Genomic DNA, 20,925 nt, shown 5'->3' on the forward strand with positions numbered 1-20,925 from the left:
CGGACGTGGCGAATGAGGGACCGGCGTACGGAGGGGCGGCATCGTCACGCCCGCACCGGGGCACGGAAGCCCGGCAGCCGGAAGGAGAGACAGCGAGAAACGCTGGGAAGAAGCTGGATCGCCGGTCGTACGAGGACGGGCGCAACAGCGATGGAGAGAGAACAGCACCGGTGCCCGACGAAGGGGCATCCACGTATGCTGATCGCACTGTAGCACGGTCCATCGGAAGAACGGTCGGAAGAACTGCCTACCGCCGCCGTCCGCTCAGGAGGTCACCCCGAGCAGCGGCCCCCAGGCTTCCAGGGCCGGCTTCTCGGCGAGGTCGGCGAAGGCCACCTCGATCCCGTGGTCGCGGCGCCAGGCGGCCGCCAGGGACATCAGACGGACGGAGTCGAGCCCGTAGTCGACGAGGTTCTCGTCGAGCAGGATCTCCTCCGGCTCCTCGCCGAGGATGTCGGCGACATCGGCGCGCAGCTGTTCGAGCGTCAGGGCCACAGCGGTCACTTCCCTTCGAAGACGGCCCGGGCGGTGGTGACGACGGCACACTTGCCGGCCGCCCAGCGCAGCGCCATCGCGTGGTCGTCGGCCGAGAAGTCCGCGACCGCGTCGGCCACCACGAAGGCCTGGATGTCCTGCATCCAGGCGTCGCACGCGGTCATCAGGACGCCGATGTGGGCGTAGACGCCGGTGAGGACGATCTGGTCGCGGCCCTGTTCGCGCAGCCGCTCCAGCAGATCGGTGCGGACGAAGCCGCTGTACTTCCACTTGGTGATGACGGTGTCGCCGTCGGTGGGCGCGACCTCGTCCGCGATGGCCGCCGCGTGCTCGTCGGCGGGCAGGCCGGGGCCCCAGAAGTCCTGCTGGAGCCCGCGCTCCTCGGCGCTCTGGCCGCCGGGCTGCGCGGTGTAGAGGACCGGCACGCCCAGGCGCGCGGCCTCCTTCTTCAACTCGGCCACATGCGCGAGGAGTTCGGGCACGGGTGCGGCCTGCCGGTCGTACGCCGACAGGAAGTAGTTCTGCAGGTCGTGGACGAGCAGCACGGCGCGCGCCGGGTCGACGGTCCAGTCGACCCGGTTGGCGGGCAGCTCGTCGGCGGACGGCCTGGGGTAGGGGTGATGGCGGGCAGAGCCATGGTGGAGAGGGTTCCGTTCCGGGGTTGCGGGACGTGCGGCACGAACGTCAGAGGGAAGGGGCGGGGGTAGCGGTGCGGGCGGCGGCGTTGCGCAGGTCCTTCTTGGAGACCTTGCCCACCCCCGTCTGCGGGAACGCGTCCACGAACTCGACCCGGTCCGGCACCTTGTAGGCGGCCAGGCCCCGTTCGCGTACGAACCGTTTGATCGCCACCGCCTTCAGCGGACCGGCGCCCGAGCGCAGGATCACGTACGCGCAGACGCGCTCACCCAGATACGGGTCGGGCTCGGCCACCACGTTCGCGTCGTGAACGGCCGGGTGGGCGAGGATGTGGTTCGGATCGTCGACGCCGACCTGGTGCGGGAGGTCTACGGCATCGAGGCCGAGATCCTCACCGCGACCTCCGACGGCGCCCCCGTCGTCGTACCGACCGTGAGCGCGCCCCCCGTAGCCGCCTGAGGCCCGGCAACCGACACCGACCGCCGCGCGACGCGGCTCCGAGACGCCGATGGGCCCCTCCGTCCAGGGGCCCATCGGTCTGTTCGTGTGCTGCTCGGCAGGGACCGTCTCAGGCGGCGCCGCCCGGCTCGTCGCCGCGGAACACGTGGAGGATCTCCTCGGCGGCGAGCGTCGCCGTCAACGTCCCCTCGCGAACCCGCTGTTCGAGCTCCGGGGCCAGCTTCCGCACCCCCGGATGGCTGCGCAGACTGTCCAGCAGCTCGTCGCGGACCATCGTCCAGGTCCAGTCCACCTGCTGGTCGCGGCGCTTGGCCGCCAGCCGGCCGGTGGACTCCAGGACCGTACGGTGCTGCTCCAGCCGCTCCCACAGCGTGTCGAGACCGGTCGACTCGCGGGCACTGCACGTGAGCACCGGCGGGGTCCAGGCCGCGTCCACCGGGTGCATCAGCCGCAGCGCGCCCGCCAGTTCGCGCGCCGCCGAGCGGGCCTCACGCTCGTGCGGACCGTCGGCCTTGTTCACCGCGATGGCGTCCGCAAGCTCCAGGACACCCTTCTTGATGCCCTGCAGCTGGTCGCCGGTCCTGGCCAGGGTCAGCAGCAGGAACGTGTCGACCATGTTCGCCACGGCCGTCTCCGACTGCCCGACGCCCACCGTCTCCACGAGCACCACGTCGTACCCCGCCGCCTCCATCACCACGATGGACTCCCGGGTCGCCTTCGCCACCCCGCCCAGCGTCCCGGCGGTCGGGGAGGGACGGACGAACGCGGCCGGGTCGACGGCGAGGCGTTCCATCCGGGTCTTGTCGCCCAGGATCGAACCGCCGGTACGGCTGGAGGACGGATCGACGGCGAGCACCGCCACCCGGTGCCCGAGACCGGTGAGCATCGTGCCGAGCGCGTCGATGAAGGTGGACTTGCCCACCCCCGGCACCCCGCTGATCCCGATCCGCCGGGCCTTCCCGGCGTACGGCAGCAACTGGCTCAGCAACTGCTGGGCCAGTACCCGGTGTTCGGCCCGTGTCGACTCGACGAGCGTGATGGCGCGCGCCACGAACGCCCGCCTGCCGTCGAGCACTCCCTGCACATAACTGTCGATGTCGATCTTGGCGGCCATCCGGTCAGCGGCTCACAGCTCGTGGCCGAGCGCTGCGGCGAGCCGCGTCACCAGATCGTGGGCCGCGTCCGGGATCACCGTCCCCGGCGGGAAGACCGAGGCCGCGCCCGCCTCATGCAGGGCCTCGATGTCCTGCGGCGGAATCACCCCGCCCACCACGATCATGATGTCCTCGCGCCCCTCGGCGGCCAGCTCCTCGCGCAGCGCCGGCACCAGGGTCAGATGCCCCGCCGCCAGCGAGGAGACGCCCACGATGTGCACGTCCGCCTCGACGGCCTGCCGCGCCACCTCGCCCGGCGTCTGGAACAGCGGGCCGACGTCCACGTCGAAGCCCAGGTCGGCGAAGGCCGTAGCGATCACCTTCTGCCCCCGGTCGTGGCCGTCCTGGCCCATCTTGGCGACCAGGATGCGCGGGCGGCGACCCTCCGCCTCCTCGAACGCGTCGACCAGCGCGCGGGTGCGGTCCACCGAAGGGGAATCCCCTGCCTCTTTGCGGTACACACCGGAGATCGTACGGATCTGCCCGGCGTGCCGCCCGTACACCTTCTCCAACGCGTCCGAGATCTCCCCGACCGTGGCCATCGCCCGCGCCGCGTCGACCGCCAGCGCCAGCAGGTTGCCCTCCAGGCCCGGACCCGGGGCGCGCTCGGCGGCCGCCGTCAGTGCCCGCAGCGCCTCCTGGCACGCCACCTCGTCGCGCTCCTCGCGCAGCCGCCGCAGCTTCTCGATCTGCTGGGTGCGCACCGAGGAGTTGTCGACCTTGAGGACGTCGATCTTCTCGTCGGTCTCCACCCGGTACTTGTTCACCCCGATCACCGGCTGCCGCCCGGAGTCGATCCGCGCCTGCGTACGGGCGGCCGCCTCCTCCACCCGGAGCTTGGGGATTCCCGCGTCGATGGCCTTCGCCATCCCGCCGGCCGCCTCTACCTCCTCGATGTGCTGCCAGGCCCGGTCCGCCAGATCGCGGGTCAGCTTCTCCACGTACGCGCTGCCGCCCCACGGGTCGATGACCCGGCAGGTCCCGGACTCCTGCTGGAGCAGGAGCTGGGTGTTACGGGCGATCCGCGCCGAGAAGTCGGTGGGCAGCGCCAGAGCCTCGTCCAGCGCGTTGGTGTGCAGCGACTGGGTGTGCCCCTGCGTCGCGGCCATCGCCTCCACACACGTACGCGTCACGTTGTTGAACACGTCCTGCGCGGTCAGCGACCAGCCCGAGGTCTGCGAATGGGTGCGCAGCGAAAGGGACTTGGCGTTCTTCGGGTCGAACTGCTTGACCAGCCGGGCCCAGAGCAGCCTGGCCGCCCGCAGTTTGGCGACCTCCATGAAGAAGTTCATCCCGATCGCCCAGAAGAACGACAGCCGGGGCGCGAACGCGTCCACGTCCAGGCCCGCTTCACGCCCGGCGCGCAGATACTCCACCCCGTCGGCCAGCGTGTACGCCAGCTCCAGATCGGCCGTCGCCCCGGCCTCCTGGATGTGATAGCCGGAGATCGAGATGGAGTTGTAGCGCGGCATCTTCTGCGAGGTGAACGCGAAGATGTCGGAGATGATCCGCATCGAGGGCGTCGGCGGATAGATGTAGGTGTTGCGGACCATGAACTCCTTCAGAATGTCGTTCTGAATGGTCCCGGCCAGCTTCTCGGGCGGTACGCCCTGCTCCTCGGCGGCCACGATGTACAGCGCCAGCACGGGGAGCACCGCGCCGTTCATCGTCATCGACACCGACATCCGGTCCAGCGGGATGCCGTCGAACAGCTGGCGCATGTCGTAGATCGAGTCGATCGCCACCCCGGCCATACCGACATCGCCGGTCACCCGGGGGTGGTCGCTGTCGTACCCCCGGTGGGTGGGCAGGTCGAAGGCGACCGACAGCCCCTTCTGCCCGGCCGCGAGGTTGCGCCGGTAGAAGGCGTTGGACTCCTCGGCCGTGGAGAACCCGGCGTACTGACGGATCGTCCAGGGCTGGTTGACGTACATCGTCGGGTAGGGCCCGCGCAGATACGGGGCGATGCCCGGGTAGCTGTGCAGCGCGTCCAGGCCCTCCAGGTCCTCGCCGGTGTAGAGCGGCTTGACCGTGATGCCCTCGGGGGTCTCCCAGAGCGGGGCCTCAGTCCCGTCGGCCGCCTCGGCCACGGCCGCCTGCCACTCCTCGGCGGAACCGGCCGGGGGAGCGGGGGACTCCAGCGCTACCTCGGAGAAGTCGGGAACGGAGGATTTCCCGGTGGATTTCTGTTCCGTGGGCGATGTCTGCATCACGCCACTCCCATGCGGTCGAGTACGGAGGTGAGAACGGCGACCGTGTCGCAGCCCGCGAAGACGTAGGAGTCGACACCGGCGTACTCGCCGGGGCGTCCCGCGAGGAACACCTGTGCCGCGCCCGCCGACTTCAGCGCCCCGGCCACCTGGTCCGCCTGCTCGGCGTACAGGGCGTCCGACGAACAGAGACAGGCCACGCTCGCACCGGAGGCGGTGAGGGCCTCGCCGGCCGTCGCCGCGTCCACCGACACAGGCTGGTGCACCGCCTCGATACCGCCCGCCCCGAAGAGGTTGACGGCGAACGAGACCCGCGCGGTGTGCGCGGCGGCCGGTCCCAGGGCGGCGATGAACACCTTCGGGCGCTCGCCGGTCGCCGCGAGGTGCGCGTCCGACCGGGCGCGCAGCGCCTCGAACGCCTCGTCGCGCCGGACCCGGGGCAGACCGCCCGGAGCCCCCGCGAACGCGTCGGGCGCCGGCTCGCGCTCCACCGGGCGCTCGGAGGGCATCGGGAACTCGCTGACCCCGGTGATCGGCTCCTTGCGGCGGGCCAGCTTCGCGCTGCGCGCCGCCCAGGTGGCGGCGAGCCGCTCCGCGACCAGCCCCGAGCGCAGGGCGGCCGGCAGCCCGCCCGCGCGCTCGGTCTCCTGGAAGAACGCCCAGGCGGCCGCGGCGAGTTCGTCGGTGAGCCGCTCCACGTACCAGGAGCCGCCCGCCGGGTCGATGACCCGGGCCAGATGCGACTCCTCCATCAGGATCGTGGAGGTGTTACGGGCGATCCGGCGGGCGAACGCGTCGGGCAGGCCCAGCGCGTGATCGAACGGCAGGACGGTGACGGAGTCGGCGCCGCCGACCCCCGCGCCCAGCGTGGCCAGCGTGGTGCGGAGCATGTTCACCCACGGGTCGCGGCGCGTCATCATCACCGGTGAGGTCACGGCGTGCTGGCGCTGCGCCCCGGCCGCGGGAGCCCCCGACACCTCGGCGACCCGCGCCCAGAGCCGGCGCGCGGCCCGCAGCTTGGCGATCGTCAGGAACTGGTCGGCCGTGGCCGCGTAACGGAACTCCAGCTGGGCGCAGGCCTCTTCCACGCCGAGACCGGCCGCCGTCAGCGCCCGCAGATAGGCGACGCCGGTCGCCAGGGAGAGCCCCAGCTCCTCGGCGGCCGAACCGCCGGCCTCGTGGTACGGCAGCGCGTCCACGGCGATCGCCCGCACCCCCGGGTACTCCCGGCCGCAGACCCGGGCCCAGTGGACGGCGGCGCTGAGGTCTGCCTCGATGCCGGTCCTGGCCTCGTGGCCGAGCGGGTCGGCGCCCAGCGTGCCCCGGGCCTCGCTCTTGGCGACACCGCGCTCCTCGTACAACCGCAGCAGCTCGGTGGCGGCGGCGTCCAGGTCGGCGGGGGCGTCGAGGACGACGGGCGCCAGGTCGAGGTAGACGCCGTCCAGCGCACGGGCGAGCGAGCCCACGGGGATGCCCGCCGGGCCGCCCACGGTGAGCCAGAGCGAGGTGACCCCGTTCTCCAGATCGCCGAGGACCGCCTCGTTGAGCCGGGCGGGGTCGCTCAGGGCATGGCGCTGGCGCACGTCCCAGCCGCCCGCCGCGTTCCCCTCGGCCCTGCTGCCCCGGGTGAAGGGCGCGAAGCCGGGGAAACCGGTGTCCGGCGAGGTGTCGTGTGCGGTGTAGAGGGGCCGGGTGGTGAGCCCGTCCTCCAATGTGGTGGACAGCGCTTCCTCGGCGGCCGAGCCCGAGACTTCCTTGCCCGACTTGCGCAGAACGCCTTCGACGAGGCTCTGCCACTGGTCATGGGAGGGGTCGGGGAACGCGGCGGCCGGAGAGAGCCCGTCAGCAGGCTGGACCGTCATGCTCAGATGCTAGGCCAGCACGGGGAATGCGCAGCAGGGGCACGTGCTGTGACCTTGCCCTCTCCGGTGTGCACTTGATCCTTTACTTACCGTGGCGTTACCGGCCCGAAGTTTTCGCGCAACCGGGGACCGGGTCGAGCCGGGCGCAACACGGCCATGGTCGACAACGGGGTGAATTTGACGGTTGATGCATATTATGTGCGAAGTTTTCCAATTTCTTATGTAATCCCTGGAATGCCCGTATTCACCCCGGAGCCCTCGCGGCCGCCGGGATGCGGAGAGGACGCGACCGTGGCCGTCGGACCTGTGGAACACCTCGTCATCGCCTTTCCCGGCAGCGGCTTCACCGGGGCCGTCGTGCCCGTCCTCGCCGACGCCGTGGCGTCCGGCGCCGTACGCGCCCGCGATCTGGCCTTCGTCCGCCGTGCCGAGGGCGGCGGACTGGCCCCGGTGGAGCTGGCCGAGCTGGACCCGGAGGGGGTCGTGCCCGCCGATACGGCGGAGGGCGGGGCGGCCGCGGCGCTGGGCGCCGGGGACGTCGAGGTGCTGGAGCGGACCGTGCCGCAGGGCGTGACGGTCGCCCTCGTCGTCAGGGAGGACCTGTGGACCTCGCAGCTCGCCCGCACCTTCCGGGAGGCGGGCGGCACGTTCGTCGGCCATGAGCGCTTCGGTGCGGCGGAGACGGCCGCGGCCGGTGAGGAGGGCGAGGCCGGGGAGGGGGACGACATCATCACCCGGCTGGAGCGGCTCGCCGAGCTGTGGCGGCGGGATGTGCTCACGGACGCCGAATTCGCGGAGCAGAAGGCGAATCTGCTCGCGGACTGAGTTCCGGCCGATGGGCCGGTGGGCCGGTGGGCCCCCAGGTGTTCTCATCAGGGAAAGAGGCAGTTCATCGTGCAGACCGCCCGGACCGTTCCGGCCGCCACCGTTGTCAATCTGCGCGACCTGGGCGGCATCGCCCTGGGCCGTGGCCACCGGGTGCGGCAGGGTGTCCTGTTCCGCTCGGGGCAGCTGAGCGAGCTCGACCCGGACCGCGACCGGGCGGTGGCCGCGCTCGGTATCCGTACGGTCGTCGACCTGCGCACCGCGGACGAACGGCAGTGGGCCCCGGACCGGCTCCCGGACCGGGCGCGGCTCTTCGTCGCCGACGTCCTCGGCGATCACCCCGGTGTGGCGCCGGCCCGGCTCAAGGCGCTGCTCGCCGATCCGGACGAGGCGGGACGCATGCTGGGCGGCGGCCGGGCCGAGGAGCTGTTCGCCGAGACCTACCGCAAGATGGTGCTCTCGCCCGGCGCCGCGGCCGCCTACCGGGCCTTCCTGGAGACCGCCGCCGACCCCGGTGCACGGCCGGTGCTCTTCCACTGCACGGCGGGCAAGGACCGTACCGGCTGGGCGGCGGCCGTCCTGCTGATGATCCTGGGGGCGTCGAGGGAGACCGTACGGTCGGACTTCCTCGCGGTGAACCCCGCCGTACGGGCCGCCTTCGCCCCGTACGTCCAGAAGTTCCTCGACGGCGGCGGTGATCCGGCCGTCGCGGCGGCCATCGTGGAGGTCCGCCCCCGCTACCTCGAAGTGGCGCTCGACGCGATGGACGAGCGGTGGGGCGGCCTTGACGGGTACGTACGCACGGGGCTGCGCATCCCCGAAGCCGCGCTGGACCGGTTGCGCGAGGGACTGGTGATCTCCGGCGGAGCCGCCGTGCCGTACGGAACGGACGGTCCTCGGGTGTGACATGGATACCCCTAGGGGGTATGTTGACGGTATCGGAAACCACCGTCGTCCGCTGGGGGACAGCCATGAACACCGGACTGAGAATCGCGGCCTTCGCCGCCGCGGTCGCCGCCGTCTTCGCCATCGCCTTCGGCGTGGGCAGGGTGGCGGGGCCGGACCCGGAGCCCACTCCCGGGCCCACGACCCATCAGCCCGCCACCCACCAGGAGGAGAGCCACGGAGGGTGAGTGCGGTGAGCGCCCGGGCCGCACACCGCAAGGGCCGGTCCCACCGGTACGTACCCGGTGGGACCGGCCCTTGCGGTGTGCGTCGTGCGGCCATCGCTCAGAGGCGCACGAGGCGTTCCGTCAGATCGCGGTACTGCTGGAGGGCGATCCGCAGATCCTCCGTCCCCGCCTCGGAGTGTTCGCCGTCGCGGTCGGCGCGCAGCAGGCGCGACCGGTCGGCGAGGGCCTTCGTGAGCCCGGCGACGACCTCGTCGAAGGTCGCGTCGGCCTCCTGCACCGCCTGGCGCGGGCTCTCCACGAAAGCGGCCACCGCCTGGTGGATACGGGCGTCGAACTTCTCCCGCTCCTCCGGGGCGAACAGCGGGCGGCCGTTCGTCTTCGCCGGGTCCTTGTCGCCGAGGGAGGCCGCCGTGCGACCGGTCTCCCCGCGGTCGGTGGCGCCCGTCGTCCGGCCGGTGTCCCGGTCCCCGTGGGTACGGGCGGGGTCGGCGTGCGTCTTGTCGGCCGCCGGGACGGACGCGCCGGTGGCGGCGCCGGTCGTCGGCGGCGAGCCGGACGGCTTGGCGGCCGTCGGCGGTACGGGCGTGCCGAGGGCGTTGCCGGGAGGCGTCACGGGCGGGACGTGCTCGGCCCCGGTCGACGGTGTGGCCCTGCTCGACGTGGAGCCGGTGTTCCCGGTGCTGTCAGGAGTCTGCGTCATGATGTGCCCCGTCCCTCGGTGAGCTGTCGGTTGCTGTGGTCGCGTGTCGCCGGGCCGTCCGCGAGGAGGGCGTCGAAGAGGCCGCGGGCCTCCACGAAGGCTTCGCGCATCTCCTCGGTGCCGGTGCCGTCGCTGCGCGCGGTGTGCACCCTGCGGTAGCCGTCGACATGGCGGGCGTGATGGACGGAGAGCGCGTCGGTGCGCTCCTCGAAGCTCCCGTCGGCCGGGAAGCCCCGGTCGCGGGAGAGGTCGGACAGCAGCGCGTCGGCCTCGTTGAGCGCCTGCTGCGGTGACTCGACGAACAGCTCCTGGGTGCGGGCCCAGCGGGCGGTGTAATCCGCGCGGGCCGCCTCGGTCAGCGGCCGCATCTCCAGGTCTCCATGGAGCTTCACCCGCTCACCGAGCTCGTGCTCGGCCGTCTTGGTGTCGCCGCCGTGCCGGGCGACCACCCGGTCGTACTCGGGGCCGAAGCGGCCCCGCAGCCCCCGGCCGCCGCCCTGAGCGCCGCGGACCAGGAAGAAGTAGACGGCGGCGGCCGCCACGAGGGCCACGGCGATGATGATGATCACTGTTGTCACGGCTACCACCCCCACCGCTCATCGGCCGGTACGCAGCTCTGTTGTCGCACAGTGGTCAACCCCTTTCGGTCCGGGCCCGGCGGAACGACCACCGGGCGGCGTGCAGGAGTCCGTGTACCCCCGAACAGCCGTTCATGCGCCGGAAGCTCGCGGAGTGCTTTGTGTGCCATGCACATGGCGTACCGATGTGGGCGTAACTTAGCTTTGGCTAGCCATAGCTAGCCTTGATTGGGAAGATCTTTCTCCCATCTCTCTCCCATGGAGGGCGGATGGGAGAAAGATGCGTGGGAGTCCCATCTCCGGACTGTTCGGTCAACCAGGGGCGCCGTGAGCTATCGCCGCCGAGGGGACTTGAGCCCGCCGGGCAAGCAGGGTGAAGTCCCATGCATGGTCGGGTCCGGGGCCGGGCCGGTGGTCCGTCAGCGGCGCTAGACCTTCTGTCGGCAGGCGGCGTCGCAGTACGCACAATCCGCACGCCCAGCAGAAACGGGCGTGCCGCAGGCGCCGCAGGGGTGAACCGATGTGTGGTGTGGGGTCTCCTGTCTCAAGTAAGGCACCAAGGGTACGGACCGGGTCCGTACCCTTTCCGGGCGCCCGAAGAGAGCCAGTCGCGTGCAGGCGGACCACGGGCTCGGACAGCCCGTTCCCAGTTGGGCCGACCGGGTGAGGCAGCGGCGCGGCCGCTCCAGCGCCGGCCGCGGGGACTGCGGACCCCAGGGCCATTGTCAAGATCTTCTACGACGCTTCGGGAACGAGGAAGTCGCCCGGGTCGGCCCGGGTCCCCTCCGCTCACATTCGTCCCACCGGCCACGGCCGCAGCGGCGCAGTGCAGGGAGTCCGGTGACGGACCCACGAGCGGGCCCGAGGCGACCGCGGCATTGTTGTGATAGATGAGGCCCTGGTATGAAGGCTGGTGCATGATCTGGACACCCACATCAGGTGCGCACTCGATCACCTGAATCGCCTCCGACGTTGCGTTGCTCTGAGCCGAGAAGCCGGGCGGCTGGCAAGGCGATGTGTGAGTGTGTGGATCGGCCTGCCGGGGGGCACCTGATGAGCGAATTGCAACTGTGGGACGACAATCCGACGACGGTCGATCTTCTCGGCCTCACCACGATCGTCGACACCGTCGTTGCTGCCCTTCAGCCACCGTCTCCGGACCCCGTGACCATCGGGGTTAACGCCCCTTGGGGCGGCGGGAAATCCACCGTCCTCGGCCTCCTGCACGAAGCGCTCGAAAGAGAACCCGGATTCCGCGTGATCCGGCTCGATCCGTGGGAGTTCGACGACCAGTTCGACGTACGCGGCGCGGTCATCGGCGAAGTCCTCCAGGACTTGCTGACCGCCTACCCGGACGGACAGCTCGACGTCCCCGTCAACGATCTCCTGGAACGCATCAGCTGGTCACGTGTGGCAGCCACCATGGCCCGCGGGCAGTTGGTTGCGCAGACCGACGAACTCATCAAGGCATTCACCCCTCGGGCAAGGGGCGACGCCAAGAGCCTGGCGGGATTCCGCGACGAGTTCACGAAGCTCCTGCAGCAACTGGAGCCCCTGAAGCGCCTGATTGTCCTGGTCGACGACCTTTGTGGACCGGATTGTCGACGAAGCACGGCACAGTGCCGACCCCGTGCGGCTGATGGAGCTCTTCGGCCTGTCCAACCTCTCGGCCACCAGCTACGTGCTGTCCGCGCACCCGGAGAGGAAGAACGGCCCCATCGCCCCGTAGGACCTTGTACCGACCGGACCGTGTGCCTGAACTGCCAGGTCGGAACCCGCTGACGCCCCACCCCCAACAAGCCAAGAGCGTGACGGGTTCAGAGGTGCAGATATCGCGCACGTCAGCGGTGCGCACCCGCCGCTTGATCACGCCGGTCGGGGAAACCGGACTTCTACCTCGAGGCCGCCCTGTGCGCCTGGCGCGGCCGTGGCCGTGCCGCCATGAGCGGTGGTGATGGAGCGGACGATCGCGAGGCCCAGTCCGTGGCCTCGATCCGGCCCCATGGTGGTGCGGTCTTTGCCGCGTCCGCGGCGGAAGGGTTCGAAGAGGGTGTCGATCTCGTCTGCGGGCACGGCGGGTCCGGTGTTCGTCACCCGCAGGCAGCACGGGGAGACACGTAGGTGAACTCGCCCACCGGGGTGGTTGTAGGCGATGGCGTTGCGCAGCAGATTGCTGATCAGTCGGCTGAGCAGTATCCGGTCGCCCCGCAGGAGAACGGGCTCGGTCTCCACCGAGAGGGTGACGCCGACCGCCTCGGCCGCCTGCCCACAGCGGGCGGCTTCCTCCTCTGCCACGGCCGAGAGGTCTACTGTCTCGGTTTCCACGAGGGCTTGCTCGCTTTGGGCGAGTACGAGCAGTCCGTCGATGAGGCGCTCGTTGCGCCGGTTGTCAGCCAGCAAGGACTCGCGTACGTCGGCGAGTTCCTCCGGGGTGGGGTTGTCCAGGCCGATCTGAAGGGCAGCGCGTTGCGCGGTGAGGGGGGTGCGCAGTTCGTGGGAGGCGTTAGCGATGAATCGGCGCTGGCTGTCGAAGGATCTCTCCAGGCGAGCCAGCAGCGCGTCGAAGGTGTCGGCGAGTTCCTTGAGCTCGTCCGGGGGTCCTTGGAGGGCGATGCGCTCATGCAGATTCTCCTGCGGGATGCGGCGAGCCGTGGAGGTCATGGCGTGCACGGGCCGCAGCACCCGTCCGGCCGTCCACCAGCCCACCGCGATCGCGAGAACGACCATGATGAGCAGTGCCACCGCTGACCAGGTCAGCACCTGGTCAGCGGCGATCTGCGCCAACTGAAGAGTTACTTGCCCGGGGGCATCGCTGGGCGTGGTGCCTTCCGGAACCGCCGTGAGCTGTTGTCCTATCAGCTGGTGTGCCTTGGCGGCGGTCCCGGCGCGGGACAGCAGGAAGACCAGGGTCAGCAGGATCCCGCCCAGCAGCGCGAACACCAGGCCGAACACGGCGGCGATCCGCGTACGTGCGGGGGCTCGGCGGGCGTGCGGTGCGCCGTTCACAGCACGTACCCGGCGCCGGGCACGGTACGGATCAGCGGAGGGTCGCCGAGCTTGGCCCGCAGCCGGCTCATGGTGACGCGTACGGCCGAGGTGAAGGGATCGGCGTGCGCGTCCCAGGCCCGCTCCAGGATCTCCTCGACACTCAGGGCAGCCCCGTCCGCCACCAGCAACAGGCGAAGTACCGAGAACTCCTTGGGCGAGAGATCGAGCGGCCGCCCGTCCCGCGTGACGGTACGACGGGCCGGGTCCAGGACGACTCCCGCCTTCTCCAGAACTGGCGGTACGGAGGGGGCGCTGCGTCGCCCGAGTGCCTGCACTCGGGCGACGAGCTCCAGGTATTCGAAGGGTTTGGCGAGGTAGTCGTCCGCTCCCAGATTCAGGCCCTCGACCCGGTCGTGAAGGCCGCCTGCCGCCGTGAGCATGAGGATCCGCGTCCGGGCCCCGGAGGCGACCAGCTCGGCGGCGAGGTCGTCACCCGACCTCCCGGGCAGATCCCGGTCCAGGACCACGACGTCGTAGTCGTTGACGGCAAGGCTGAGGGCCGCCTCATCGCCGTCGTAGGCGGTGTCGACCGCGAAGTGGTGGCGCCGCAGCCCGCGGGTGACCATGTCGGCGATCAGCCTGTCGTCCTCGACGACGAGTACCCGCATCTCATTCCCGTTCCGTTCGTACCGATGTACATAGTGCCGGCGGCCAGCATGGTGGTGGGGGCCTCAGGTCGCAGCGAGCGCGGCCGTGGGAGCCAGCCGGGCCGCCCGCACGGCGGGGTACAGCCCGGCGATACCTCCGATCAGCAGGGTGGCTCCTGTCCCGCCGGCCATCACCCATGGTGGCACCACCACCGGCCATCCCTGGCTGGCGGCGTAGGCGGTGGTGACACCCGAGCCGATCACGACGCCGGCTGCGCCGCCGAGGGCGGACAGCAGCAGGGATTCGGTGAGGAACTGAAGGCACACCTGGCCGCGGGTGGCTCCCAGTGACCGCCGTAGGCCGACCTCGGCGCGGCGCTCGAGGACGGAGATGACCATGGTGTTGGCGACGCCGATACCGCCGACCAGCAGTGCCACTCCGCCAAGGCCGAGGAGCAGGCCGGTGAAGGCCGCTTCGCCGGCCTGCCGGGCGGCGAGGGCGTCGGAGGGACGGGAGACCGCGACGGTGGAGGGGTCGGCCGGGTTGGCGGTCGGCCCCAGCAGGGCGCGGACCTCCTCGACCGCGTGCTCGGCTGAGCGGGCGTAAATGGTGGTGGGAGCGCCGTCGAAGCCCAGGTACTTCTTGCCGGCGTCCCAGCCGACCAGCGCAGAGGTGTCGATCGTGGAGGCGAGAGGCACGGGGTCGAGGATGCCCACCACGGTGAACCATTGATCGCCGAGCCACACGCGGGTGTCCGGCCCTGGCTCGGTGACGCCCAGGAGGCGCGCGGCCTCAGCCCCCAGTACGGTCACCGGGTACTGGCCGGTGACCTGGTTGAGCCAGTGGCCCTGGGCCGTCGTGGCACCCAGCGGTTCGAGCAGGTCCTGGCCGGCGGCGGCTACGGTCATGCCTCCGGACTGGCTCCGGGGGACCTTGTCCGTCCGGTAGACGTTCTTCCCCTCGATCACTCCGACGGCGCTGCTCGACTCGACGTTCTCGATCCGGCCGATCATGGCGGGGGACTCCTCCGCCAGCTTCGCTGTCCCCCCGGCCATGCTCCTGCCAGGGGAGGCGGTGAGCAGGTTCGTGCCGAGGCGGTCCAGGGCACGGTCCAGTTCGGCCCGGCTGGAGCTGGAGATACCGACGACTGAGACCATGGCGGCGATGCCGATGGCGATGCCCAGCGCGGACAGCAGGACGCGCACCGGGCGGCTGCGCAGACCGAATCCGCCTACGCGCAGACAGTCGGCCGGGCTGAGGCGTGCGGGGGTCAGCATGGGGCCTCTACCTTCTGGTCGGCGGAGTCCGCCTGGAGGAGTCCGCCGAGCATGACCAGTTGGCGGGGCAGTGAGGCGGCGATCGCCCGGTCGTGGGTGATGACGAGGATGGTGGTTCCCGTGGTGTTCAGTTCGTGCAGGAGCTCCATGACGGCTGCCCCGGTCTTCGAGTCGAGCGCGCCCGTGGGCTCATCGGCCAGGAGCACGGCAGGCTCGCCGACAACGGCGCGGGCAATCGCCACACGCTGCTTCTCACCGCCGGACAACTGGTGGGAGCGGTGCTCCATGCGGGCGCCCAGGCCCACCCTCTCCAGTGCTGCCGCCGCGCGTTCACGGCGCTCACGCGACGTGCGACGGGCACCAAGGCAGGGATGCGGACATACCGCCCTCCAGAGGGCGTCACTGCGCTCGCTCCAGCAAGCCGGTGACGAGGGCGAAGGCGCTTTCGGTCTTGGGGTGGGTTCGCCCCAGTTCGGCGTTCAGGATCAGCGCGCCCCTGCGTGCGAGGTCCGCTGCGGTGGGGTCGTTCAGCGCGTGGAGGGCTCGGGCTTTGAGTAGCAGGGCGTAGCCGACGTAAAGGTGGTCCGACGCGTAGCTGGTCTCGCGGATCCGTAGTGCCCGGGAGATCAACGGCACGGCCAGGGCGTGGTCGTCCAGGTCGAGGTGAACACTTGCCAGTGCGATCAAGTCGAAGCTCACGTACGGGTCGTTCGGCCCGTACGCTGCCTCGTCGATCCGTAGTGCCCGCTCGGCCAACGGCACCGCCTCCTTGTGGTCACCGAGCAGGTGCCGGATGCGCGCCAGGGTGGCCAGATCTGTCGCGATGGCGGGGCTGTCCGCCGGCAGGCAGGACTCGTGCAGGTTCAGCGCACGTTCCGCCATCGGACGTGCCAGCTGAGCCGCGCCGCGGTCCCGGTGGATCTGCGCCAAGGTGATCAGGTCGAAGCCGATCTCCGCGTCCCTGAGGTCGAGCAATTCGTCGATCGCTAGGGCCCGTTCGCACAGGGGTAACGCCACCTGGGGGTCGCCGATCGACAGGAGGAACGCCGACGCCAGCCTCAGCAGCTGCGCTGTCTCCGCTGCGCACTCAGGCGGGGGCTCGTCCCTGCTCAACGCGACAGCGTGCGGGAGCAGCACCTGCCATCGCAGGCGGGCGTCCGGGTCGCTGTGGATGTCGTGGGGCACGGCCCTGAGCAGTGCCCGGCACAGTCGCGCCCGGGCGTCGGTGCGCACATCGTCCGGCATCGCCGAGCGGATGGCGGCCTGCACCAGCCGGTGCAGCACCAGGCAGGAGGGTCCGCGCCTCGCGAGCCCCAGGCCGGCCAGAGCACCGACCGTGGCGTCCCACGCCACCTGGTCGGTCGCGGCCAAGTCCAGCGTCTCGGCGCTGCCGCTGAACAGGTTCAGCGGGATCGGGTCCGGTGCCAGCAGGGCACAGAGTTCCAGCAGCCGCTTCGCCTGAGGTCGCTCGGTCTCCAGCCGTCGCGCGCTGAGCTGCCACAGGGTGGCGACCACGACCGTCGGCCGGTTCGCCAGTTCACCCAGCGCGATCATGTCCTCCAGGCGCGACGTCAGCAGAGCCACGTACTCCTCGGGTGCCGTGTGGTTGTAGTCCATGTATCCGGCCGCTTGCTCCAGAGCCAAGGGCAGGTCTCCCAGACACTCGGCGATCCGGCCTGCCACCAGCGTGGTCATGCCGGCAACCCGCCGTGCCAGCAACTTCACCGATTCCGCCCTGGTGAATACGTCCAGGTCGACGACGCCGGCTCTGCTCGACCAGCCGCGCAACCGGGTCGTAACGATGACGTGACCGCTGTCCATGGAGTAGCCCGACGGCAGCGCGTCCACAAGCGTGCCGGGTTTGTCGCCGTTGTCGAAGACGAGCAGCCAGGGGCTGTGGTCCTGCAGGGCGCCGTACACCCGTGGGATGACCTGTTCGGAGACCACCTCGGCAAGTCCCAGCTCCTGGGCCAGCGAAGCGAACTGAGTGGGCACCAGATCGGGATCCTCAGCGTCCATGAACGCCACGAGCCGGTACTCCGACCGGTAGCGGTAGGCGTACTCGACCGCGAGCTGCGTCTTTCCGACACCGCCCAGCCCATGGATGACCTGCACTGCACCCTCATGACCCGAGGTAAGGCGCTGCCGCAACTCACCTAGTGCGGCGTCGCGGCCGGTGAAGTGGAGGTTGCGCGGGGGCAGGCGGTAGAACGCCGGTCGGTGCTGGGGGGCCGAACAACGCGGCGCCGGCGTATGAGTCTCTCGGACGGCGCTCTCGAGCAGGTCAGTGAGCGTGGCGTGGTCGCCCCGCAGGCTCGTGAGTTCCTCCTCCAGGGCCAGGTCGATCCTGCTGGCGTGCGCGGCCCTGACGCATGCGGTCACGTAGGCCGCGACGCGCTCCCAAGGGGGCGGCTTGGTGAACTTGCCTGCCAGCATGTCGGACAGCGACGAGCGGGTCAGGACCTTGTTCTGGTCGTAGGCCAGCAGTTGCGCCTGGGTGGGGGACCCCGAGGACGTGCGCAGCCGGCGCAACCGGTGGACAAACCAGCCTTGTGGTGAGCTCGGTCCTCCCATGCACGCGGCTTTCCCTTTCTCACTCTCCGGAATCGTCCGGACTCCGGAAGTCCCACGAAGTAGTTCAGCCAGCGGAAACGTCCGCAGAATCCGGGCTCCTCCGGGACCGGCACATCCGAACGCTGCCGCCCCTCAACGTAGTCAGCGGCACACATGCCGCAGCACATCCCGATCATCCGAACTCGAGGGGATCCACCATGGAACTCAAGAACAGCCTCACGCGTCTCGCCGGCGTGGGCGCAGCGATCGCATGCGGCTCGACACTGCTGCTCGGCGCGGCAACCTCGGCGCAGTCGGCGCCGGTGAACTACCAGGTGATCAACGGCAACAGCCGCAACTCCTGCCTCCAGGTGAACATCTCGGGCGGCAAGGGAAACCTCGTCCTCGGCACCTGTGACCGCAGCGCGAAGCAGGTGTGGCAGATCAGCGGCGGCGTCTTCAGGAACCCGGCATCGGGCCACTGTCTCGACGGCAACGGCGCGGACGTCTACACGTTCCCTTGCAACGCTGGCCAGTACCAGAAGTGGACGACCACGTCGGGCAGCCCGAAGTCCATCAAGCACAACCAGAGCGGCAAGTACCTCGACGCAAATGGAACCGTCGGGGCTCAGGTCGTCTTCCAGCCCACCATCGGGACCGCGTCCCGATGGGTGATCGACCAGGTGTGAGGGTCCAGCTGACTCCATGAGCGCGGCGGGTCGTTCCCTGGGACGGCCTGCCGTTCCCACCGACGGCCTCCGCATCCACAGCTCTGCCCAGGCCGCTCTGGTGGGGGCTTCTGCGGCAATGGGAGGAGACGGCGGGCCCTCGACAGAGGGCAGCCCTTCCACGCACGCACCGCCAAAGGCTGGTCCCAGTTGAGGGGGAGTCGTCACTGCAGCGATGGGTCGTCGCGACAAGCGGCACGCTCCGTGCGGGCGGAAGCATTCTGCGCTGAACGTGCTCGCCCATGCGGGTGAGTACGCGGCGCCTGCCATCGGCAGGGCCCGCTGCGGCCGGTAGAACGCGGTGATGATCAAGAACCTTGCGCGGTTTCAGCGGACTCTCTCGTCCTTGTCCTCCTTCTCGCTCGGTGACCTTCACCAGACCGACCGCATCGGCCAGAGTCGTCACGTCGGCGGCAGAGAGCCTGGGCCGGAGGACCGCACCGGCTGCACCAAGTTCAAGCACTGGAACTGCGGCGACGACTCGACCGACGGCTGCAACACCCGCGCGGATCCAGAACAGGGGAGACAGCACGCGGACGCGGTCCAACGTGCACCCCAGAGGGGTGCCGATGCTTCCGCAGCCGTTGGAGGGGCCCGGGCCGGGTACCTGTGGCAGGACGTCGCGCCTGTCCAGCGCGCCGCTCAGAGATAGGAGTGCACCCCCTTGCCATCGACACACAACGCCGGAGCGGCACCTGCCCGCCAGGAGCCGGCTCGTTCTGCTGCTGATGCTCGTACTCTGCTACGGCGTTGCTGGCGCGGGTGCGGCTGTTACCGGCGACGCGGGCAGCACCTACGCCGCACTCGACAAGCCCGCCTGGGCACCGCCCGGATGGCTTCTCGGCCCAGTGTGGACGCTGTTGTACGGGACGATCGCGGTGGCGGGCCGGCTCGTCGCGCGCCGCTCCGGTCCGGGGCGCCGCTCGGCACTCGTAGCCTGGGCGGTGCAACTGGCGCTCAACGCACTGTGGACCCCGCTGTTCTTCGCCGCGGAACAGTACGGCGTAGCGTTCCTCGATATCAGCCTGCTCCTGGCAGCGGTCGTATCCACAGTGCTGCTCGCCGCCCGGGTGGATCGCCGGGCTGCCTGGCTGCTCGTGCCCTACCTCCTGTGGGTCGGCTACGCGGCAGCGCTGAACCTTGCGCTCTGGCTGAACAACTGAGGCTCCCGCCCCGCCGGCGAAGGGTGAGAGAACTCAGGCTGTGACTTGTCGAGAGGGGCCTGGGCCGTGCCGCCCCGCCAGGCCCTGTGCCCTTCCGGTCCAGCTGTTTCGGAAGGCGAGGAAGCCAAGGCTCGTCGGGACCCCTCGGCAGGTGGAGCCTGGGGTCTTGTCTCGACGCGGTGTGCACAGTCAGTACCGTCCGATGGTCAGTGGCTGGGCCCGCTTTCGCTCCGTGTGGTGCTGTTGCTTCCCGCTGCACCGGTCGGAGGAGAACGCCGCCCAAGGTGACTGATCTGCGGTTTCATTTCAGGATTCCGCGACCGTGAGCCCTTTTCAAGCTGGCTGCTGACCGCGAGTTGGACTGTCCTGCGGAACAACGAAGCTCCTGGTAGACGGGTTCTCGACCAAGATCACCCGTGTCCGCCAGGAGCTTCGCGTGCTTGTCTACCCGTCCTCGATTGATCTGTCCAGCCGCACTTTGCGGTTCCTGACCAGGCAACTGACAGTCCGGCGGCAGGAGATCGGAACGCGGTGGCGGCGCCTTCCTGCCGGACGTCAGGCCCTGGTCGCCCTGGCCCACCTGCGGTGCGGTGACACTTACGCCCAGCCCGCCGCCGGGTTCGGCATCGGGATCGCGACCGTGTACCGCTGCATACGTGAAGCCGTCGAGGCCCTGGCCGCCCTCGCCCCGTCCCTGGACGAGGCGATGACGACGATCCGGGCGAAGGCGTTCGTGATCCTCGACCGCACCTTGCTGCCGATCGACCGCATCGCCGCCGATACCCCGTACTACTCCGGGAAACATAAACGCCACGGCATGAACGTCCAGGTCCTCACCCATCCCTTCGGACGACTGCTCTGGGCCTCGCCGGCTCTGCCCGGCTCGACTCACGACCTGACCGCCGCGCGGCAGCACGGGATCATCGAAGCCCTCGCCGATGCGGGGCTCAAATGCTGGGCGGACAAGGCATATCAAGGCGCCGGCGGATCCGTCCGGGTTCCGTTTCGGGGCAGCCGCCTCAAGCGATGGAAGCATCGCCACAACACCACCCACGCCAAGATCCGCTGCCTCGGAGAGCAGGCCATAGCCACACTCAAGAGCTGGCGTTTCCTACGGAAGCTTTGCTGCAGCACCAACCGAATCACCGACGTGGTGAAGGCTGTCCTCGTCCTTCACCACACATCAGCGTGAGGTTGGAAAAGGCTCCATGTCCCTGTCCCGGAAGCTGTACTGCGTGGCCCGCTCCACCACCGACGAGGGAAGCCTTCTGTGGAGCCGGCTCTCCACCGCAGGCATGTGGGCGCCCCTCGAACCGGTACCCGGTGGCGGCACCCTCGCCAATTTCCCGCCGGCCGCGACCTCATTCAACGGCCAGCTCAACGTGTTCTACCGCCGGTGACCACCCCCGACGACTGATCCGCCACCCCGGCGACGGATGACACGCAGGGGCGAGCGGCGCCGGTCCCCGCAGGGCGCAGGACGTGTCGACGCGGCCGGGAACCCTTCGCTTCCGCA

At 70.1% G+C, this 20,925-nt stretch carries 18 protein-coding genes and 4 pseudogenes; 9 read left to right on the top strand and 13 right to left on the bottom strand.

Translation table 11 applies throughout. From position 1 onward, the window contains the following. Positions 1 to 264 precede the first annotated feature (264 nt). From ACK8N7_RS34895 to ACK8N7_RS34905, 3 genes and pseudogenes are all read right to left on the bottom strand, one after another. Entirely contained in the window at positions 265 to 504 is a 240-nt protein-coding gene (locus ACK8N7_RS34895) for a phosphopantetheine-binding protein (protein ID WP_500445076.1), read from the bottom strand. After that, positions 501 to 1,132, bottom strand: a pseudogene (locus ACK8N7_RS34900) (isochorismatase family protein). Before ACK8N7_RS34900 ends, ACK8N7_RS34895 begins: the two are co-directional and overlap by 4 nt. A 47-nt stretch (positions 1,133 to 1,179) precedes the next feature. Beyond that, a pseudogene (locus ACK8N7_RS34905) lies at positions 1,180 to 1,467 on the bottom strand (AMP-binding enzyme); the annotation flags it as partial. Positions 1,468 to 1,473: 6 nt separating this feature from the next. Between ACK8N7_RS34905 and fecE the strand changes: the two are divergent. After that, positions 1,474 to 1,590: pseudogene (gene fecE, locus ACK8N7_RS34910) on the top strand (Fe(3+) dicitrate ABC transporter ATP-binding protein FecE); the annotation flags it as partial. A 109-nt stretch (positions 1,591 to 1,699) separates the two neighbouring features. Here fecE and meaB read toward each other — a convergent pair. Genes meaB through ACK8N7_RS34925 form a run of 3 tightly spaced genes read right to left on the bottom strand, consistent with a single transcriptional unit; the run spans position 1,700 to position 6,816 of the window. After that, positions 1,700 to 2,704 (bottom strand): methylmalonyl Co-A mutase-associated GTPase MeaB, encoded by a 1,005-nt coding sequence (gene meaB / locus ACK8N7_RS34915; protein ID WP_500445078.1) that lies wholly within the window; start codon positions 2,702 to 2,704, stop codon positions 1,700 to 1,702. 12 nt (positions 2,705 to 2,716) lie between these two features. Next, positions 2,717 to 4,954, bottom strand: a complete 2,238-nt coding sequence (scpA, locus tag ACK8N7_RS34920; protein WP_403214340.1) for a methylmalonyl-CoA mutase — start codon at positions 4,952 to 4,954, stop codon at positions 2,717 to 2,719. Further along, positions 4,954 to 6,816 (bottom strand): methylmalonyl-CoA mutase family protein, encoded by a 1,863-nt coding sequence (locus tag ACK8N7_RS34925; RefSeq protein ID WP_500445080.1) that lies wholly within the window; start codon positions 6,814 to 6,816, stop codon positions 4,954 to 4,956. Before ACK8N7_RS34925 ends, scpA begins: the two co-directional genes overlap by 1 nt. 291 nt (positions 6,817 to 7,107) lie before the next feature. Between ACK8N7_RS34925 and ACK8N7_RS34930 the strand changes: the two genes are divergently transcribed. From ACK8N7_RS34930 to ACK8N7_RS34940, 3 genes are all read left to right on the top strand, one after another. Further along, positions 7,108 to 7,641, top strand: a complete 534-nt coding sequence (locus ACK8N7_RS34930; RefSeq protein ID WP_500445082.1) for a DUF6325 family protein — start codon at positions 7,108 to 7,110, stop codon at positions 7,639 to 7,641. A gap of 69 nt (positions 7,642 to 7,710) precedes the next feature. Continuing rightward, positions 7,711 to 8,547, top strand: a complete 837-nt coding sequence (locus tag ACK8N7_RS34935) for a tyrosine-protein phosphatase (RefSeq protein ID WP_500445084.1) — start codon at positions 7,711 to 7,713, stop codon at positions 8,545 to 8,547. A gap of 65 nt (positions 8,548 to 8,612) precedes the next feature. Continuing rightward, positions 8,613 to 8,774 (top strand): hypothetical protein, encoded by a 162-nt coding sequence (locus ACK8N7_RS34940; protein WP_403214348.1) that lies wholly within the window; start codon positions 8,613 to 8,615, stop codon positions 8,772 to 8,774. 97 nt (positions 8,775 to 8,871) lie between these two features. Here the strand turns inward: ACK8N7_RS34940 and ACK8N7_RS34945 are convergent, their stop codons facing one another. Then, positions 8,872 to 9,474, bottom strand: a complete 603-nt coding sequence (locus tag ACK8N7_RS34945) for a hypothetical protein (protein ID WP_500445086.1) — start codon at positions 9,472 to 9,474, stop codon at positions 8,872 to 8,874. Then, complete coding sequence (locus tag ACK8N7_RS34950) at positions 9,471 to 10,052, bottom strand: hypothetical protein (RefSeq protein ID WP_500445088.1); 582 nt, start codon at positions 10,050 to 10,052, stop codon at positions 9,471 to 9,473. The genes ACK8N7_RS34945 and ACK8N7_RS34950 overlap by 4 nt, the downstream gene beginning before the upstream one ends. A gap of 1,053 nt (positions 10,053 to 11,105) precedes the next feature. On the opposite strand from ACK8N7_RS34950, the gene ACK8N7_RS34955 reads away from it, so the two are divergent. Then, positions 11,106 to 11,834 (top strand): KAP family P-loop NTPase fold protein, encoded by a 729-nt coding sequence (locus ACK8N7_RS34955; protein WP_500445090.1) that lies wholly within the window; start codon positions 11,106 to 11,108, stop codon positions 11,832 to 11,834. Positions 11,835 to 11,918: 84 nt separating this feature from the next. Here the strand turns inward: ACK8N7_RS34955 and ACK8N7_RS34960 are convergent, their stop codons facing one another. From ACK8N7_RS34960 to fxsT, 5 genes and pseudogenes are all read right to left on the bottom strand, one after another. Then, positions 11,919 to 13,058: a sensor histidine kinase gene (locus ACK8N7_RS34960; protein ID WP_500445092.1), complete on the bottom strand. Its 1,140-nt coding sequence runs from the start codon at positions 13,056 to 13,058 to the stop codon at positions 11,919 to 11,921. Beyond that, complete coding sequence (locus tag ACK8N7_RS34965; protein ID WP_403214358.1) at positions 13,055 to 13,708, bottom strand: response regulator transcription factor; 654 nt, start codon at positions 13,706 to 13,708, stop codon at positions 13,055 to 13,057. Before ACK8N7_RS34965 ends, ACK8N7_RS34960 begins: the two co-directional genes overlap by 4 nt. A gap of 63 nt (positions 13,709 to 13,771) precedes the next feature. Then, a complete protein-coding gene (locus ACK8N7_RS34970; protein WP_500445094.1) occupies positions 13,772 to 14,965 on the bottom strand; it encodes an ABC transporter permease in 1,194 nt (397 codons plus the stop codon). Next, positions 14,959 to 15,318 (bottom strand): annotated as a pseudogene (locus tag ACK8N7_RS34975) (ATP-binding cassette domain-containing protein); the annotation flags it as partial. The gene ACK8N7_RS34970 and the pseudogene ACK8N7_RS34975, both read right to left, overlap by 7 nt. A gap of 46 nt (positions 15,319 to 15,364) precedes the next feature. Then, positions 15,365 to 17,539: an FxSxx-COOH system tetratricopeptide repeat protein gene (gene fxsT / locus ACK8N7_RS34980; RefSeq protein ID WP_500445096.1), complete on the bottom strand. Its 2,175-nt coding sequence runs from the start codon at positions 17,537 to 17,539 to the stop codon at positions 15,365 to 15,367. A 197-nt stretch (positions 17,540 to 17,736) separates the two neighbouring features. On the opposite strand from fxsT, the gene ACK8N7_RS34985 reads away from it, so the two are divergent. From ACK8N7_RS34985 to ACK8N7_RS35000, 4 genes are all read left to right on the top strand, one after another. Further along, entirely contained in the window at positions 17,737 to 18,207 is a 471-nt protein-coding gene (locus ACK8N7_RS34985) for an RICIN domain-containing protein (RefSeq protein ID WP_403214369.1), read from the top strand. Between the two features lie 767 nt (positions 18,208 to 18,974). Further along, positions 18,975 to 19,409 (top strand): TspO/MBR family protein, encoded by a 435-nt coding sequence (locus ACK8N7_RS34990; protein WP_500445099.1) that lies wholly within the window; start codon positions 18,975 to 18,977, stop codon positions 19,407 to 19,409. Positions 19,410 to 19,845: 436 nt separating this feature from the next. Then, positions 19,846 to 20,601, top strand: coding sequence for a transposase family protein (locus ACK8N7_RS34995; protein ID WP_500445101.1), 756 nt, complete (start codon positions 19,846 to 19,848; stop codon positions 20,599 to 20,601). A gap of 16 nt (positions 20,602 to 20,617) precedes the next feature. Further along, entirely contained in the window at positions 20,618 to 20,809 is a 192-nt protein-coding gene (locus tag ACK8N7_RS35000; protein WP_500445102.1) for a hypothetical protein, read from the top strand. Positions 20,810 to 20,925 lie beyond the last annotated feature (116 nt).

The organism is Streptomyces griseobrunneus (genome assembly GCF_046713465.1).
GTDB lineage: Bacteria > Actinomycetota > Actinomycetes > Streptomycetales > Streptomycetaceae > Streptomyces > Streptomyces microflavus.

What these genes read in the sequence shown, in the direction of transcription:
- ACK8N7_RS35000 (WP_500445102.1), top strand. Translation starts at nt 20,618, where the DNA reads ATGTCCCTGTCCCGGAAGCTGTACTGCGTGGCCCGCTCCACCACCGAC.
- ACK8N7_RS34985 (WP_403214369.1), top strand. Translation starts at nt 17,737, where the DNA reads ATGGAACTCAAGAACAGCCTCACGCGTCTCGCCGGCGTGGGCGCAGCG.
- ACK8N7_RS34970 (WP_500445094.1), bottom strand. Translation starts at nt 14,965, where the DNA reads ATGCTGACCCCCGCACGCCTCAGCCCGGCCGACTGTCTGCGCGTAGGC.
- fxsT (WP_500445096.1), bottom strand. Translation starts at nt 17,539, where the DNA reads ATGGGAGGACCGAGCTCACCACAAGGCTGGTTTGTCCACCGGTTGCGC.
- ACK8N7_RS34965 (WP_403214358.1), bottom strand. Translation starts at nt 13,708, where the DNA reads ATGCGGGTACTCGTCGTCGAGGACGACAGGCTGATCGCCGACATGGTC.
- ACK8N7_RS34925 (WP_500445080.1), bottom strand. Translation starts at nt 6,816, where the DNA reads ATGACGGTCCAGCCTGCTGACGGGCTCTCTCCGGCCGCCGCGTTCCCC.
- scpA (WP_403214340.1), bottom strand. Translation starts at nt 4,954, where the DNA reads ATGCAGACATCGCCCACGGAACAGAAATCCACCGGGAAATCCTCCGTT.
- ACK8N7_RS34955 (WP_500445090.1), top strand. Translation starts at nt 11,106, where the DNA reads ATGAGCGAATTGCAACTGTGGGACGACAATCCGACGACGGTCGATCTT.
- ACK8N7_RS34990 (WP_500445099.1), top strand. Translation starts at nt 18,975, where the DNA reads ATGCTCGTACTCTGCTACGGCGTTGCTGGCGCGGGTGCGGCTGTTACC.
- ACK8N7_RS34940 (WP_403214348.1), top strand. Translation starts at nt 8,613, where the DNA reads ATGAACACCGGACTGAGAATCGCGGCCTTCGCCGCCGCGGTCGCCGCC.
- ACK8N7_RS34945 (WP_500445086.1), bottom strand. Translation starts at nt 9,474, where the DNA reads ATGACGCAGACTCCTGACAGCACCGGGAACACCGGCTCCACGTCGAGC.
- meaB (WP_500445078.1), bottom strand. Translation starts at nt 2,704, where the DNA reads ATGGCCGCCAAGATCGACATCGACAGTTATGTGCAGGGAGTGCTCGAC.